The organism is Vibrio sp. Evd11, from assembly GCF_900382755.1.
Classification (GTDB): domain Bacteria; phylum Pseudomonadota; class Gammaproteobacteria; order Enterobacterales; family Vibrionaceae; genus Vibrio; species Vibrio lentus.
Window position 1 is genome coordinate 14,563 of sequence record NZ_OSDX01000016.1, and the last position, 15,535, is coordinate 30,097.

Annotated in this window: 14 protein-coding genes; 6 read left to right on the forward strand and 8 right to left on the reverse strand. The window is 43.6% G+C overall.

The features are described 5' to 3' along the window. Window positions 1-131: 131 nt before the first annotated feature. The 3 genes from ED652_RS09290 to nagA form a co-directional block, all read right to left on the reverse strand. Entirely contained in the window at window positions 132-1,718 is a 1,587-nt protein-coding gene (locus ED652_RS09290) for a cation:proton antiporter family protein (RefSeq protein ID WP_122054487.1), read from the reverse strand. 84 nt (window positions 1,719-1,802) lie between these two features. Continuing rightward, window positions 1,803-3,017 (reverse strand): ROK family protein, encoded by a 1,215-nt coding sequence (locus ED652_RS09295; RefSeq protein ID WP_102576820.1) that lies wholly within the window; start codon window positions 3,015-3,017, stop codon window positions 1,803-1,805. A gap of 2 nt (window positions 3,018-3,019) precedes the next feature. Next, the gene (gene nagA / locus ED652_RS09300) at window positions 3,020-4,156 is read right to left on the reverse strand and encodes an N-acetylglucosamine-6-phosphate deacetylase (RefSeq protein WP_017106118.1); all 1,137 of its coding nucleotides are present in this window, start codon (window positions 4,154-4,156) and stop codon (window positions 3,020-3,022) included. Window positions 4,157-4,631: 475 nt separating this feature from the next. On the opposite strand from nagA, the gene nagE reads away from it, so the two are divergent. Then, the gene (gene nagE, locus ED652_RS09305; protein ID WP_017106119.1) at window positions 4,632-6,191 is read left to right on the forward strand and encodes an N-acetylglucosamine-specific PTS transporter subunit IIBC; all 1,560 of its coding nucleotides are present in this window, start codon (window positions 4,632-4,634) and stop codon (window positions 6,189-6,191) included. A gap of 302 nt (window positions 6,192-6,493) precedes the next feature. Beyond that, a complete protein-coding gene (gene glnS, locus ED652_RS09310) occupies window positions 6,494-8,161 on the forward strand; it encodes a glutamine--tRNA ligase (protein WP_122054489.1) in 1,668 nt (555 codons plus the stop codon). Between the two features lie 177 nt (window positions 8,162-8,338). Here the strand turns inward: glnS and fcrX are convergent, their stop codons facing one another. Then, window positions 8,339-8,788, reverse strand: coding sequence for a ferric iron uptake transcriptional regulator FcrX (gene fcrX / locus ED652_RS09315; RefSeq protein ID WP_004734226.1), 450 nt, complete (start codon window positions 8,786-8,788; stop codon window positions 8,339-8,341). Between the two features lie 207 nt (window positions 8,789-8,995). On the opposite strand from fcrX, the gene ED652_RS09320 reads away from it, so the two are divergent. Next, window positions 8,996-9,502, forward strand: coding sequence for a DUF4442 domain-containing protein (locus tag ED652_RS09320; RefSeq protein WP_122054491.1), 507 nt, complete (start codon window positions 8,996-8,998; stop codon window positions 9,500-9,502). A 96-nt stretch (window positions 9,503-9,598) separates the two neighbouring features. On the opposite strand, the gene fldA is transcribed toward ED652_RS09320, so the two are convergent. The 3 genes from fldA to ED652_RS09335 form a co-directional block, all read right to left on the reverse strand. Continuing rightward, window positions 9,599-10,132, reverse strand: coding sequence for a flavodoxin FldA (gene fldA / locus ED652_RS09325; RefSeq protein WP_122054493.1), 534 nt, complete (start codon window positions 10,130-10,132; stop codon window positions 9,599-9,601). A 57-nt stretch (window positions 10,133-10,189) separates the two neighbouring features. Continuing rightward, on the reverse strand, window positions 10,190-10,408 hold the full coding sequence (locus tag ED652_RS09330) for a DUF2788 domain-containing protein (protein ID WP_017106123.1): 219 nt from the start codon (window positions 10,406-10,408) through the stop codon (window positions 10,190-10,192). A 108-nt stretch (window positions 10,409-10,516) separates the two neighbouring features. Beyond that, complete coding sequence (locus ED652_RS09335; RefSeq protein WP_122054495.1) at window positions 10,517-11,278, reverse strand: alpha/beta fold hydrolase; 762 nt, start codon at window positions 11,276-11,278, stop codon at window positions 10,517-10,519. A gap of 93 nt (window positions 11,279-11,371) precedes the next feature. Between ED652_RS09335 and seqA the strand changes: the two genes are divergently transcribed. Then, window positions 11,372-11,911, forward strand: a complete 540-nt coding sequence (gene seqA / locus ED652_RS09340; RefSeq protein WP_122054497.1) for a replication initiation negative regulator SeqA — start codon at window positions 11,372-11,374, stop codon at window positions 11,909-11,911. A 92-nt stretch (window positions 11,912-12,003) separates the two neighbouring features. Further along, the gene (gene pgm / locus ED652_RS09345; protein ID WP_122054499.1) at window positions 12,004-13,650 is read left to right on the forward strand and encodes a phosphoglucomutase (alpha-D-glucose-1,6-bisphosphate-dependent); all 1,647 of its coding nucleotides are present in this window, start codon (window positions 12,004-12,006) and stop codon (window positions 13,648-13,650) included. 122 nt (window positions 13,651-13,772) lie between these two features. On the opposite strand, the gene ED652_RS09350 is transcribed toward pgm, so the two are convergent. Continuing rightward, entirely contained in the window at window positions 13,773-14,531 is a 759-nt protein-coding gene (locus ED652_RS09350; protein ID WP_122054501.1) for a DUF1853 family protein, read from the reverse strand. A 90-nt stretch (window positions 14,532-14,621) separates the two neighbouring features. On the opposite strand from ED652_RS09350, the gene ED652_RS09355 reads away from it, so the two are divergent. Further along, the gene (locus ED652_RS09355; RefSeq protein WP_102535623.1) at window positions 14,622-15,380 is read left to right on the forward strand and encodes a Nif3-like dinuclear metal center hexameric protein; all 759 of its coding nucleotides are present in this window, start codon (window positions 14,622-14,624) and stop codon (window positions 15,378-15,380) included. The last annotated feature ends 155 nt before the right edge of the window (window positions 15,381-15,535 follow it).

The following is a 15,535-nucleotide window of genomic DNA, read 5'->3' on the forward strand; positions in this document are numbered from 1 at the left end:
TGTTAGAAATTATCTAATTTTAAGGTTGTTTTGGTGAGTGATGTCTAATTGCGGTTGGTTTTTTAAACAAAAACCTCTCAAAAGAGCAAAAGAACAGCAATTTTGAGAGGTTAATCAGCAAATGTTTAGGACTAGGTTTTACTGATGTTTGGGTTTAGCTGCTCACAAACGTGGCGAGCAAAACCGCTACCGGCTTCGCTATAAATGTTAAAAGCAGCATCGACACCGTTTTCTTTTAATGTTTCTAGTTGATCTGGGTATTCAGCAATCGCGGCAATTTGGCCTTTAAAGTTACGCGACTTTAATTGCTCTAAAGCGGTTTGATTACCTTGGTGGTGAGGCATAGCCAAGATCACTAACTTCACGTTTGCTGTATCTAAGATACGCTCCCAGAAATCTGGGTCAGTGGCATCGCCAGAAATAACGTTTCTTCCATGGCTTCTGTGGTTATGTGCCGCGTCTTCGCGAACTTCGACACCTAAACTCACTTTACCGTAGCGTGAACGTAGCTCGTCGTATGCACCAGTACCAATACGGCCCATACCAAGAATAAGCACTTGAGCACGACCTGGATCAATTCGTTTGTCGCGTTGGTGGAGCTTCTCAGCAGCGTGCTCTTTTAGCCACTTACCCGATTGTTGATAAAGTTTGTGGCCCGCTTTGTTTAGAGGCGCTGCGATTAAGAACGAGAGTGACACTGCAATCGCTACTGCAACCAAGATGTCACCAGACATCCAACCCATCTTAAAGGCAAGGCCGCCAACGATGAGGCCAAATTCACTGTAGTTAAACAATGATAGAGAGGCGAGTAGAGAGGTTCGAACACGGAATTTGAAGCGATTGAGTACCAAGAAGTAAAGCACGCCTTTCACTGGCAGCAACAACAAGAATAAAATGGCGAGCATAAAGCCTTGAATAGTCGGTTGCTCGGATAATCCAATATTCAAAAAGAAGCAGACAAGGAAAAGCTCTTTGAGGTTAAACAGCGATTTCGACAGCTCTGAAGCTTTTGGGTGACCTGCTAGCAACATACCTAAGATCAGAGCACCTAGGTCGGGTTTAACCCCTACAAATTGGAACAAGCCTGCACCGACGACCAATGCGAAGAAAATGCCGAACAGCACCAACATCTCGCCGTGACCAACCCAATCGAGGACTTTGTAGAACAACGGACGACAGAATGGCAAAGCGAACAGTGCGATGGCGTACCATTCTGGGATCTTGCCTGTCGATGCGGTTAAAAATACCACGGCAAAGATGTCTTGCATGACCAGAATGCCAATCGCTAGCGTGCCATAGGTTGCATTCATTTCCCCTTTTTCTTGCAGAGATTTGACCGCGAATACAGTGCTAGAGAATGAGAGGGCAAAACCGAGAAGGACGATCTGTTCGATCGACATAGCTGCAAGCGATGAAATACCTAGGAATTTAAAACCAAACAGTGCGACGGCAAAAAACAGAGTAGATAAAAGGTTGTGGATTGTTGCGCCAGCCCAGATTTCTTTAGAGAGTAGGGTTTTGATATCGAGCTTTAAGCCAATCGTAAATAGAAGTAGGGTAACACCAAGGTCAGCCAAGGTAATGATGGTGTCATTGGTTTCAAAACCCAGAGCAAAGAGCCCAAAGCCTGCGACCAAGAAGCCAACCAATGGGGGAAGGTGACACTTTAAAGCAATAAATCCTGCGATAAACGCAGTGGATATTAATATAAGTTCCATAACTTGTAGTAGTAGTTCCCTAGCTTAAAAAAACGGGCCGTGTTTATACAAACACGGCCCGCGGAAAATCAGAGTTGTTTTTCTTTAGTCTTCAAGAAGCTTTTGAAGTAACACACCGTTGAGCATGGCACGCTTAATCATGGCAAAAGCTCCCATCGTAGGATGTTTATCGATCTGTGATGCTACAATAGGCAGGCCGCTATGGAAAGCCGTTAACGACTGATTCTCTACATTGCGCTTAATTGCAGGGAAAACAATCTCTTGTGCCTTTGTAATATCACCAGCAATGATCACTTTCTGAGGGTTAAACAAGTTAATCGTCATTGCGATAGCTTTACCCAGTTGATTGCCCACTCGAACTAAACTCTGCTTAGCAAGTTCGTCGCCATTGATAGCATGGTCACATACATCTTGAATGGTAATGTGTTCAATCTCTGTTAGAGACGACTCATAGCCTTGCTTAATTAATTTTTGGACACGATCAACAATGGCAGGGTTCGCAGCGACGGTTTCAAGACAACCGAAATTACCGCATTGGCATTGTTCACCAAGTGGATCGATTTGGATATGACCAATTTCACCTACGTTGCGGTTGTGACCAAGGAAAACCTGACCATTCACAATAATACCAGCACCAGTACCACGGTGAACACTAACCAAAATAGAATCTTGACTGTCTTTACTTGCCCCGAAGTAGTGCTCAGCAAGTGCCATTCCTCGAACGTCATTACCAACAAAGCAAGCAACATGGAATGTGTCGCGAATAATGTCGCTTAACGCAAGGTTATCGATGTCTGTGTTTGGCATGTACTCAACAACACCGGTTGTTGGGTTTACTAAGCCTGGAAGGGTGACCCCAATGGCAATCAGCTGGTCGATCTTTGATTGGTGTTCAGCAATGAAAGCCTTCAAGTTATTGACCAAGCCTTGGGTGAGGTCTGATTGGTCTGAGTAATTCAGGTCTTGCTGTTGGAAAGCCAACTCACGACCGCCAAGGTCATGCAGGCTTATTTGAATGTAGTCTCGGCCCAAGCGCACAGCGACAGAGTGAAAGGGCTCTACTTCTGTGGTTAGGGAGATAGCGCGTCTACCGCCAGTAGACGCTTGCTGCGCAACCTCTTTAATTAGGCCGCGCTCTAAAAGTTGGCGGGTAATTTTTGTAACACTTGCCGGTGCGAGCTGGCTTACATCAGCCACTTGTATACGACTGATAGGCCCTTGTTGGTCTATTAGTCGGTATACTGCCGCACTGTTTAGTTGTTTAACTAAGTCTACGTTACCTATTTGTCCGCCATTCATACTTAATTGTGCTCGTATTGTCCGTTAACAACAGTCGCTTTAACGTTAAAGTCTCGGTCAAATACAGCTAGGTTTGCAACCATGCCTTTTTTGATTCGACCTAGCTTACTTTCTACACCGATAGCCGTAGCTGGGTATAGCGTAGCCATGCGGAGAGCTTCGTCTAAAGCGATACCAGCGTGCTCAACTGTATTCTGAACTGCTTCAATCATAGTCAGAGCTGAGCCGCCCAGTGTGCCGTTTTCATCAACACACTTACCATCACGGTAATATACTTTCTTACCGACAAAAATAAAGTATTCCATGTCAGCACCTGCAGGAGCTGTGGCGTCCGTCACTAATACCAACTTTTCTCCCTTGATTTTATGCGCAATTCTGATGTTTGCGTAATCAACGTGGAAGCCATCGGCAATAATGCCAGCATAAACCTCAGGAGTATCGTAAATCGCACCAACAACGCCAGGCTCACGACCAACCATAGGAGTCATTGCATTGAACAGGTGAGTGGCGAAAGTGATTCCTGATTCGAAACCTTGACGAGCTTCTGCGTACGTCGCATTAGTGTGGCCAATCGAAACAACCACACCGGCTTTGCGTAGACGCTCAATATGCTCTGGGTCGTTGAGTTCTGGAGCCAATGTTACTTTTGCAACAAGGTCACTGTTCTCACAAATCAGCTCAATCATTTCGCTATCAGATTTGCGGATGTGATCGACGCTATGGATGCCTTTTTTCGCAACGTTTAGGTATGGACCTTCAAGGTGTAGGCCTAAAGATTGGTTCTGGTATTGATTGTGGTACTCGCGAGCTGCAGTGATAACCGCACGCATATCTTCATCTGATGAAGTGATTAACGTTGGTAAGAAGCTAGTACAGCCAGATTTAAGGTTTGCTTTGTGCATGATCTGCATGGTGTCTGCAGTGATCTCATCGTTAAGCATTACACCGCCACAACCATTCAGTTGTAGGTCAATGAAACCTGGGCTTAGGTTTGCTCCGTCTAGATCGCGAACCTCGATTCCTTCTGGCAATTCAGAGATAGGACAGACTTTTTTGATCAGTTCGTTTTCGATTACAACAGCATGATCGGTCAGAACATCACTACCAGTATAAATTTTACAGTTACTTAGCGCGTACATAGTCAGCTAATCCTTATTTCGTGAGATCTTTTAAATTTGTTCGTTACCTAAATGTGGACTTAGTTTGCGAGCATCATTTACGTAACGATTTATCTTTTATGGGCAAACGGCTTCAAAATGTGATGTTATTTAAATTATTGAAAAACATATGAAAAATTATTCGTTGTTATACATTGAGGTTTATTGTTAATGATTATTCATACGGCAATGTAAGCCGAGATATACCATCTTTTTACCTAATGATTAGGTTTAGATTTTATCTATAAATGTTCATTTTTTTGAATGATAAAATAAGTTTTATGATCTCGCTAGCAAAAACCTCTGGATTTGGTAAAAACTGGTGATTAGGATCACAAATGGTAAGGTTTTAATTTGCGGAGCAAAATTAATTGAATACACTGAATAGGACTAAATTGAGCGACTAAAATAAGTTTCTCAAACGAATTCTAAAAAATCCTATAGGGGGAAACAACTGGTGAATATTCTAGGATATGCACAGAAGCTGGGTAAGGCGTTAATGCTACCTATCGCAACGCTTCCGATTGCGGCGCTTCTATTACGTTTAGGTCAAGGCGATCTACTTGATATTCCATTCATGGCAGAAGCTGGTGGTGCTATCTTCGGTAACCTACCACTGCTATTTGGTCTAGGTATCGCGATTGGTCTTTCTAAAGATGGTAACGGCGCAGCGGGTCTTGCTGGTGCAGTTGCTTACTTCGTACTAACAGCGACAGCAACGACAATCAACGCTGACGTTAACATGTCATTCTTCGGCGGTATCTTCGCAGGTATCATCGCAGGTCACTCTTACAACGCTTTCCATGCAACACGCCTTCCTGAGTGGCTGGCTTTCTTTGCGGGTAAACGTTTAGTACCTATCATGGCCGGTCTATTTGCACTTGTTGCAGGTGCTGTGTCTGGTGTGGTTTGGCCTGGTATTCAATCTGGTCTAGATGCATTAGCTCACGCGGTATCAACGTCTGGTGCTGTTGGCCAATTCGTTTACGGTACTCTTAACCGTGCACTTATCCCTGTAGGTCTACACCACGTATTGAACTCATACTTCTGGTTCGGTATGGGTACATGTCAAGAAATCGTTGTTGCTGGTCAAGGCGCATTCGCTAACATCACTCAACTTTGTGTTGACCCTGCACTTGCTAAAACTCTAGTTGTTGGCCAAGAGCACACATTCACATTCGCTAACTCTGTAACTCCAGAAATCACTACTGTAGTTAAAGAAGTGACTGACACTGTTAAATCTGGCGACCTACACCGTTTCTTCGGTGGCGATAAAGGCGCTGGCGTATTCATGAACGGTTTCTTCCCAGTAATGATGTTCGGTCTGCCAGGTGCTGCTCTTGCAATGTACCTAGCTGCTCCTGCTGAAAAACGTAGCCAAGTTGGTGGCGCACTGTTCTCAGTTGCATTCTGTTCATTCCTAACAGGTATCACAGAGCCGCTAGAATTCATGTTCGTATTCCTAGCTCCTGCTCTATACGCAATGCACGCTGTATTTACAGGTCTGTCTCTAGTTGTTGCTAACATGTTTGGTACTCTGCACGGTTTCGGTTTCTCTGCTGGTCTAATCGACTTCGTATTGAACTGGGGTCTAGCAACTAAACCATTTACTCTACTATTGATTGGCTTAGGATTCGGTGCTCTATACTTCTTCACTTTCTCTTTCGCAATCCGCGCTTTCAACTTGAAATCGCCAGGTCGTGAAGATGATGACGAAGCTGTAGCTGCTCCTGCTGGCGACGCTCCAAAAGGTGAAGTTGCTCGTCAATACCTTAAAGCTCTAGGTGGTCACGAAAACCTGACTTCAATCGATGCTTGTATCACTCGTCTACGTCTAACGCTAAAAGACCGCTCTATCGCTGATGAAGTTGTTCTTAAGAAACTTGGCGCTAAAGGTGTGGTTAAACTGGGTGAGAACAACCTTCAGGTTATCCTAGGCCCACTAGCTGAAATCGTAGCTGGCGAAATGAAAGCTATCGGTGCTGGTGAAGACCTATCTGATGTAAAACTTCCATAGTAAAGGAAGTATTTATTAAGACGTAACAACTGCTCTTAAGTAAGTTTCAAATTGAAAGCCTCCCAAACGGGAGGCTTTTTTGTGCCTGCCATTTAAGGCCAGTGAACAAGGTTCGTTCTATTCTTCAGCGAATAGACGAAATAATCACAATTAACTGATGGTTCTTATTGTGCAAAGGCGAAGAATTGTGGATGATTAGCAACAATGATCTTTCTATCTTTGATAGGTAGCAAAAGCCGCCTTTTTCTTGGGGATGGAAGATAACTTTCTCTGACAATACTAAATACATAGAGGTGCTATAGATGAGTGAAGCTGAGGCTCGTCCATCGAATTTCATTCGCCAAATTATCGATAAAGATTTAGCGGATGGTACACACAGTAGCGTGCATACTCGTTTCCCGCCGGAACCAAATGGCTACCTGCACATTGGTCACGCTAAATCTATTTGCTTGAACTTTGGTATTGCTCAGGACTACCAGGGACAGTGTAATCTTCGTTTCGATGATACAAACCCTGAAAAAGAAGACGTTGAATACGTTGAGTCAATTAAGAATGATGTAAGCTGGTTAGGCTTCGAATGGTCTGGTGATATTTGTTACTCATCAAACTACTTCGATACGCTTTACGCTTATGCTGTGGAATTAATTAATAAAGGCTTAGCGTATGTTGACGAGCTAAGTCCTGATCAAATCCGTGAGTACCGAGGCACATTGAAAGAGCCTGGTAAAGCGAGCCCATATCGTGATCGCAGCCCTGAAGAAAACCTAGCGTTATTTGAGAAAATGCGTGACGGTGGCTTCGAAGAAGGCAAAGCATGTCTACGTGCTAAGATCGACATGAGCTCTTCATTCATGGTTATGCGCGATCCAGTTATTTACCGTGTTCGTTTTGCTCACCACCATCAGACTGCTGACAAGTGGTGCATTTACCCAATGTACGACTTCACTCACTGTATCTCTGATGCGCTAGAAGGTATTACGCACTCTATCTGTACGCTTGAGTTCCAAGACAACCGTCGTTTGTATGACTGGGTTCTAGATAACATCACGATTGATTGCCAACCTCGTCAATACGAGTTTAGCCGTCTGAATCTTGAATACACGGTAATGTCGAAGCGTAAGCTGAACCAACTTGTGGTTGAAAACCTAGTTGAAGGCTGGGACGATCCACGAATGCCAACTATCTCTGGTCTACGTCGTCGCGGTTTCACTTCAAGTTCTATCCGTGAATTCTGTAAGCGTATTGGTGTGACTAAGCAAGAGAACATGATTGAGTTTGGTTCACTTGAATCTTGTATCCGTGATGATCTCAACGAAAATGCACCTCGTGCAATGGCTGTTCTTGATCCGATCAAAGTCGTGATTGAAAACTACGACGCTGATACAGTAGAAACACTGACAGTGGCAAACCACCCGAACAAGCCTGAAATGGGTACTCGTGAAGTTCCATTTACACGCGAAGTTTGGATTGAACGTGACGACTTCCGTGAAGAAGCAAATAAGAAGTACAAGCGTTTGGTTCTAGGTAAAGAAGTTCGCCTACGTGGTGCTTACGTGATCAAAGCTGAGCGTATCGAAAAAGATGCAGAAGGCAACATTACGACTATCTTCTGTTCTTACGACAATGAAACACTCGGTAAGAACCCTGCAGATGGCCGTAAAGTGAAAGGCGTTATCCACTGGGTATCAGCTGATAAAGCATTGCCTGCTGAGATTCGTTTGTACGATCGTCTATTCACTGTGGCAAACCCAGCCGCTGCTGATGATTTCGCTGCAACGCTTAACTCTGAGTCACTTGTTACGCTAAACGGTTTTGTTGAACTTAGCCTAGCCGAAGGTGTGGCAGAGCAAGCGTATCAGTTTGAACGTACAGGCTACTTCTGTGTGGATTCGAAAGACTCTAAAGCAGACGCACTAGTATTCAACCGCACGGTTGGTCTACGTGATACTTGGGGTAAAACTGAGGCTTAATGGCTTTGTTTTTCTCAGCTCTGTTTTTCCAAGCTTAGTGTCTTAAAGCTTAGTTTCTCAAGATACGATTAATAAAAAACCGGCTTAGAGCCGGTTTTTTTGTGTCTGGGAAATACTGTGATTCTTAATACGGTATCAGCCCAAATAAAAAACGCCGGCCTAAGCCAGCGTTCTGAGTTATTTCTTCGCTTTGTGTGCGTCTGGGTTGCCTTTGCAATCCCCAGTGATGCTTTTACCATACAGGTATAAACTGTGGTTAGTTAACTGTACGTTGTAGCGTTGAGCGATTTCTTTTTGTCTTTCTTCGATAAGATCATCAGAGAATTCGATAACTTCACCGCAGTCTAAACATACTAGGTGATCGTGGTGATGCTGTGTTGAAAGTTCAAATACAGACTTACCACCTTCAAAGTGGTGGCGAGTTACAATGCCAGCATCATCGAATTGGTTCAGTACGCGATAAACGGTCGCAAGACCGATCTCTTCACCTAAGTCGATCAGCTTTTTATATAAATCTTCAGCACTAATATGTTGGCAGTCTGGTTGTTGTAATACTTCTAAAATTTTGAGCCGTGGGAGGGTCACTTTAAGACCAGCATCTTTTAGCGCTTGATTATTGTCTGACATATACTTTCCTGTTGATGATCTGCAGCAATTAACAGAATTCAATATTAATACCATTATAGTTTAGTCAGGCATAACAATAAACCACGAACTTCAAAGGGTTACTCACTGACATCACAATCTGTTTTGTAAATTGGAAGTATCTCACTTATAGTGGAGGTACGACCAGTCAAGGTGACGGTAATTCTAATATGAACACGGAATGTTGTTATGAATAAGCAACTTGCAAGAATATATAAACCAAACATCGTAAAATTCGCTCTCAACATTTGGCCTCCTTTCTGGGGTGCTGGTATTAAGATAGCCCATATCAGTGCTGATTTTAGGGTAGTAAAGACAGTGCTTAAGCTACGTTGGTGGAATAAAAATGCCAATCGTACTCAATATGGCGGCAGTATATTTTCCCTAACCGATCCTGTTTACTCTTTGATGTTAATGGGTATTTTAGGAGAGAGATATTATGTTTGGGATAAAGAAGCAAGCATCAACTTTATCAAGCCAGGGCAATCTGACTTGTATGCAGATTTTGAGATAAGCCAAGGGCAACTGGACGATATCTATCGTCAGACACAGCTTGGTGAGAAGTGTCTCCCCGAATTTATTATCCACGTTAAAGATAAGCAGGGGAATGTAGTCTCAGAAATTCAGCGAACTCTATATGTTAGAAAGAAGCCACAATTTAGAGATGATGGCGAAGCATTAGAAGCAGAGTGTTGATTGATAAACTTTAAATAGCAAAAAACCTCCGATAAGGAGGTTTTTTCATATCTACATAACGGTCATTAATTGTAACAATTAACAATCGCCAGAGAATTAATCTTCTAGCTCTGCTAGGCACATTTCTTCGTGGATTTGTTTAACCCAGTTAGTTACGCGCTCATCAGTTAGTTCTGGTTGACGGTCTTCGTCAATACATAGACCAACAAATTGGCTGTCATCGCCTTCAACTAAACCTTTCGATGCTTCGAATTCGTAGCCTTCAGTTGATGTGTGACCTAGGATAGTACCGCCTTTCGCTTCAACGATGTCACGGATAGTACCCATAGCATCACAGAAGTATTCTGCGTAATCTTCTTGGTCGCCACAACCAAAGATAGCAACAAGCTTTGTTGAGAAATCAATAGCTTCTAGCTCAGGGAAAAAGTCATCCCAATCACATTGTGCCTCGCCGTAGTACCACGTAGGGATACCAAGCAGCAGTAGATCGAAGTTATCGATATCTTCTTTGCTGCTTTTTGCAATGTCTTGAACTTGAACGAGCTGCTTGCCCAATTGCTTTTGAATCATCTTAGCAACAGCTTCAGTGTTACCTGTATCGCTACCAAAGAAGAGACCTACACTTGCCATAGAATCATTACCTTTCATTTTGTCTGTTGTCGGTGTAATAAAGTTCGGAGGAAATCGTTAGATTCCAGTTCCTTCCCAGCTCAGTTGGATTATCCCTTTTGCGATAAAACCTGCGCAGCCAAGGAAAAGTACTAACCATACTATGCGACGACCAAATGCAGGAACATTTCCTTCCTTTAGAACGTCTTTAATTGCCATTCCGATTAGAAAGAAAATTGCGGCAAACAGAAGATCTAAACCAACAGATTCAATGATGTTCATGTAGTCGTAAAGCATGGGAACCTTATATACCAAATTTGCTTGGGCGCACTATATCACTCTTGTGAGATAAAGTTAATCTGCTGTGATTACACAGCTCTCATTTATATCGACTAATCAATCTATCTAAGCGATGAATTTTCTTATTGCACGAAGTACTTCGGCTGGCTTTTCTGCGTGTAACCAGTGTCCGGTGTTCGCTATAACATGTGCCTTTGCGTTGGAAAACTGCTGTTGAACGGCAGTTTGATGCTTAGCCGTAAGGTAATCAGAATCCCCACCTTTTATCAGCAAGGTTTTGACCGAGGTTTTATCAATCGGTTCCCAACCAATGATCTGCGAGTAATTGGCGAGCAGTGACGCAACGTTAAAGCGCCATTCCATGGTGCCTTGTTCTGATTTGAACAAAGATTTGGTTAGGAACTGGCGAACTCCATCTATCTCTATGTGTTTTGCGAGAACCTTTAGTGCGTCTGAGCGTGACGTTGGTTGTTCTTTGATCACGGCTTGTAGGCCTGCGAATACGTTGTCGTGACGACTTTGGGTGTAGGCGACCGGTGCCATATCCAACACAACCAGCTTATTTAATTCGAGATGCTGGGTAAGCGCCATTGCGACTTTTCCACCCATAGAGTGACCAATTACAGTGACATCTTTTAGTTCAAGATCATTCAACAGTTGAGCAACGTCGTGTGCCATTGCTTGATAGTTGTGAGTATCGCTATGGAAGGACTGACCGTGGTTACGCAGATCAATGCTGAGCACTTGATGATCGGCCTTCAGATCCCTAGCCAGCAAGCCAAGGTTGTCCAGATTACCAAATAATCCATGGATCAAAACAATGGTGTGACCCGCACCTTCTAATTTATAGTTGAGCTGTACTGACATTTTTATCTTATTCATGGTGGGTTTGACGTAGAGTATCCGCGCGGATCTCGCTATAATCCCCCTGAGTTTAAACATTGAGATTGTGAAAAGCGAATGAAAACAATTGAGGTTGATGAAGACCTATACCGTTATATCGCGGGTCAGACAGAACGTATTGGCGAAAGCGCTTCAGATATTCTGCGCCGCTTGTTACAAGTAGATCGCCCAGGCATGGTTCCGTTCAAAGAGAGCGTTGAGCCAAAAGGTATCGTTGTTAGCAAAGAGGTAGGCTTTACTCCAGAGAAGTTCGATGGTGTTAAAGAAATGCGCTCACTACTAATATCAGATGAGTTTGCATCACTGAAGAAAGCCATTGATCGTTTCATGCTTGTGTTATCGACACTGCATAAAATCGACCCTTTAAGCTTTTCAGAAGCAACTCAAGTAAAAGGCCGCAAGCGTGTTTACTTTGCAGACAACGAAGAGACCTTGCTAGCAAACGGCAACACAACTAAGCCTAAAGCCATTCCACAAAGTCCTTTTTGGGTAATAACTAATAACAACACTAGCCGTAAAAGACAGATGGTTGAACAGCTTATGAGCCGCATGAGTTTCCAAGCAGAATTGATAGAAAAAGTAACAGGTTCAATTTAACGAAATCTGATTTAAACCTCATAATATCCATGGATAAGAAGATATTATGAGGTTTTTTTGTTTTTAAATTTTATATATAAGGATGTCGAAAAATGGCTATGCACCCTCGTGCTGGGCAGAAAGCTCAGCAGGAAGATCTTCATAATATCCCGGCTTTAGTTGCTAACTATTTCTTACAGCAACCGGATGCTACTAACCCAGACCACAAAGTTCTGTTCGGTACTTCAGGTCACCGTGGTACAGCAGACAAATCAACATTTAATGAAAACCACATCTTAGCGATCGCACAAGCGGTTGCTGACGTTCGTGCTGAGCAAGGTACAACAGGCCCACTTTTCTTAGGTAAAGATACTCATGCTCTCTCTGAGCCTGCGTTTTCTACCGTTATCGAAGTGCTTGTAGCGAACGGTGTTGAAGTTATTATTCAAGAAAACAATGGCTTTACTCCAACACCTGGTATCTCGCACGCGATCCTTACGCATAACCTAGTGAATGATAAAAAGGCCGACGGCATTGTTATCACGCCTTCGCATAACCCACCACAAGACGGTGGTATTAAATACAATCCGACACACGGTGGCCCTGCTGAAGCTGAGCTAACTCAAGCGATTGAAGATCGTGCGAATGTCATCATTGCTGAGCAAATGCAAGGTGTAAAGCGTACTCCTATCGCACAGGCTAAACAGTCAGAGTTAGTGAAAGAAGTGGATCTGGTTGCACCATACGTTGCTGACTTGGTTAATGTGGTTGATATGGAAGCGATCCAGAAAGCAAACATCAAAATTGGTGTTGATCCACTGGGTGGCAGCGGTATTGATTACTGGCGTCAAATTGGTAAAGCGTACAACCTAGACCTTACTCTTGTAAGTGAAGCGGTTGATCCTTCATTCCAGTTTATGTCTCTAGACAAAGACGGTGTGGTTCGTATGGACTGCTCTTCTCCATACGCCATGGCAGGTTTACTGGCTCTTAAAGACGACTATCAATTAGCGTTTGGTAACGACCCTGATTACGATCGCCACGGTATTGTTACGCCAAAAGGCTTAATGAATCCCAACCACTTCCTAGCGGTGTGTATTGACTACTTATACCGTAACCGTGAAGGTTGGGGTAAAGACGTTGCTGTTGGTAAAACACTGGTATCAAGCGCATTGATTGACCGCGTTGTTGCTGACTTAGGTCGTGAGCTTTGCGAAGTGCCAGTTGGTTTCAAATGGTTCGTTGATGGCCTTTATAACGGTCAGTTTGGTTTCGGTGGTGAAGAGAGTGCGGGTGCATCTTTCTTACGTAAAGACGGTACGCCTTGGTCAACAGATAAAGATGGCCTGATTCTTTGCTTACTTGCGGCTGAAATCACAGCCGTTACTGGTAAGAACCCACAAGAATATTACGAAGAACTTGCCGCTAAACACGGTGAATCTAAGTACAACCGTATTCAAGCAGTAGCTAATGGCGCACAAAAAGACGTGCTTAAGAAGCTATCTCCAGAGATGGTTTCAGCTGAGACGCTTGCTGGTGATGCAATTACTGCACGCCTAACACATGCTCCAGGTAATGGCGCTGCGATTGGCGGCCTAAAAGTGACAACTAAGAACGGTTGGTTTGCCGCTCGTCCATCAGGTACTGAAGACATCTACAAGATCTACTGTGAAAGCTTTAAAGGTGAAGAGCACCTAAAAGCAATCGAAGCAGAAGCTCAAGAGATTGTTAATCAAGTATTTGCAGCCGCTGGCCTATAATCGAATACAGATTAGTAGAGTCATCAAGTAAATAGTGAAAGGGTTGATGTGAAAGCATCAGCCCTTTTTTATTAGTTTATGGGTAAAGCGGCTAGGACTAAGTGGTTGAATAATTGAATAGATTATCCGTGTGGCCAACTTTTTGGCATCACAAACCAAAACTGCCCTGATTTGGTTTGCCCATGAACGAAGCGATCACCAAACTCGGTGATAGGCTCGCCGGTGAAATCATCAGTGCCTGCTGCCCATTGCTCTTTGGTGAGAGGGTAGAGCACTTCAGTAATTAAATGAGCTTGGTTTTGATAGCACCAAAAACCGTTTACTTGGCTTGAATTAATGTCGTAGCCCAAACATTCAGTAGGTACTTTTTGATCTAAGAAGGGGTTGGTATATAGACGCCCTTGCATGAGGAGATGTTTTGAGTCGACATCAATCTCTGGATATTGCTCAACAAAGGCAGGTGAAGACGACATACCTAGCTGGTGGTTCAACATTCGATCGAGCTTCTTATCTAATTGGTCGTGAGAGTTAGGACCAAACCATGTCTGTTCATGGAGTAGGTAAAACTTAATCGCCACTTCCCAATGTTGCAGCTTGTGGCTGCTCTCTTCTTCAAGAATAAAGTCGATAGCACCTAGCGTTCTGCCATCTACATTAATCTGAATCTCATCGTACTTGATTGCATAATTATCCGAAGCATCGATGACTAGCTCACATAAGTGCTGGTAGAGGAAGCCTAGCCTAGGATTACCATTGTATGTATGTGATGAATCTATGGCATGAGGGCTTGAGAAGGCTCTGAGATCAGAAACGGGTGGTTTGATTTCCAGTAATGGCGGTGAGTCGATGACCCATTGGTAAAAACGTTGCAGTGCTGTCATCTGTTCCTCATAAACTCATCGTGGGGCTTTCGACATTCTACCCGTAAATTGATATAACGACGTTATTATAAAGGTAAGCTGGAAATAAAAATGAATAACTTACAATTAGAAAAGCTACTTAATGAAAAACTGCAGCCACAGCAGATTAAAGATTATTGTCCTAATGGTCTTCAAGTTGAAGGGGCAACAGAAGTGAAGCGAATCGTTACTGGTGTGACAGCTTCTCAAGCCTTGATTGATAAAGCGGTAGAACTGAACGCCGATGCTTTGTTAGTCCACCACGGCTTTTTCTGGAAAGGTGAATCAGAAGCGATTCGCGGCATGAAGGGCAAGCGTATTCGTACCTTGATTAAAAACGACATCAACCTGTTGGGTTACCACTTGCCTCTAGATATTCACCCTGAGTTAGGCAACAACGCCAAGCTTGCTGAGTTGCTTGATATCGAAGTCGAAGGCGGTTTAGAAGGGCACCCACAATCGGTTGCGATGTTTGGCAAGTTGAGTGCGCCAATGACAGGTGCAGAGTTCGCAGAAAAGATTGGCCAAGCTTTGAACCGCAAGCCATTACACATTGCTCCAGAGAACCAAGACAAAATGATTACTACTGTTGGTTGGTGCACCGGTGGTGGTCAAGATTACATTGAGTTAGCGGCTTCTCAAGGCATTGATGCGTTTATCTCTGGTGAGATTTCAGAGCGAACTACGTACTCAGCGCGTGAGCAAGATATTCATTACTTTGCAGCAGGACACCACGCAACAGAACGTTATGGTGTGAAGGCATTAGGTGAGTGGTTAGCGAAAGAGCATGACTTAGATGTTGAGTTTATTGATATAGACAACCCGGTATAAAAAGAAAATATGGGATGTAGGATGCGAGTCGAGTGTATTCGTCATTCCCTAGACTGACGAAGGAAGGAGTAGGGAATCTCGCAAGGTTCTCTATAAACTAAATGAGCTCCCTAACTCACTCGTTCCTCGTTCTTGGGGATGACGAGTCACTATAA

What these genes read in the sequence shown, in the direction of transcription:
- pgm (WP_122054499.1), top strand. Translation starts at nt 12,004, where the DNA reads ATGGCTATGCACCCTCGTGCTGGGCAGAAAGCTCAGCAGGAAGATCTT.
- ED652_RS09330 (WP_017106123.1), bottom strand. Translation starts at nt 10,408, where the DNA reads ATGCTTTACGACTACATGAACATCATTGAATCTGTTGGTTTAGATCTT.
- ED652_RS09320 (WP_122054491.1), top strand. Translation starts at nt 8,996, where the DNA reads ATGAATAAGCAACTTGCAAGAATATATAAACCAAACATCGTAAAATTC.
- ED652_RS09355 (WP_102535623.1), top strand. Translation starts at nt 14,622, where the DNA reads ATGAATAACTTACAATTAGAAAAGCTACTTAATGAAAAACTGCAGCCA.
- glnS (WP_122054489.1), top strand. Translation starts at nt 6,494, where the DNA reads ATGAGTGAAGCTGAGGCTCGTCCATCGAATTTCATTCGCCAAATTATC.
- ED652_RS09335 (WP_122054495.1), bottom strand. Translation starts at nt 11,278, where the DNA reads ATGTCAGTACAGCTCAACTATAAATTAGAAGGTGCGGGTCACACCATT.
- ED652_RS09295 (WP_102576820.1), bottom strand. Translation starts at nt 3,017, where the DNA reads ATGAATGGCGGACAAATAGGTAACGTAGACTTAGTTAAACAACTAAAC.
- fldA (WP_122054493.1), bottom strand. Translation starts at nt 10,132, where the DNA reads ATGGCAAGTGTAGGTCTCTTCTTTGGTAGCGATACAGGTAACACTGAA.
- ED652_RS09290 (WP_122054487.1), bottom strand. Translation starts at nt 1,718, where the DNA reads ATGGAACTTATATTAATATCCACTGCGTTTATCGCAGGATTTATTGCT.
- seqA (WP_122054497.1), top strand. Translation starts at nt 11,372, where the DNA reads ATGAAAACAATTGAGGTTGATGAAGACCTATACCGTTATATCGCGGGT.
- fcrX (WP_004734226.1), bottom strand. Translation starts at nt 8,788, where the DNA reads ATGTCAGACAATAATCAAGCGCTAAAAGATGCTGGTCTTAAAGTGACC.
- ED652_RS09350 (WP_122054501.1), bottom strand. Translation starts at nt 14,531, where the DNA reads ATGACAGCACTGCAACGTTTTTACCAATGGGTCATCGACTCACCGCCA.
- nagA (WP_017106118.1), bottom strand. Translation starts at nt 4,156, where the DNA reads ATGTACGCGCTAAGTAACTGTAAAATTTATACTGGTAGTGATGTTCTG.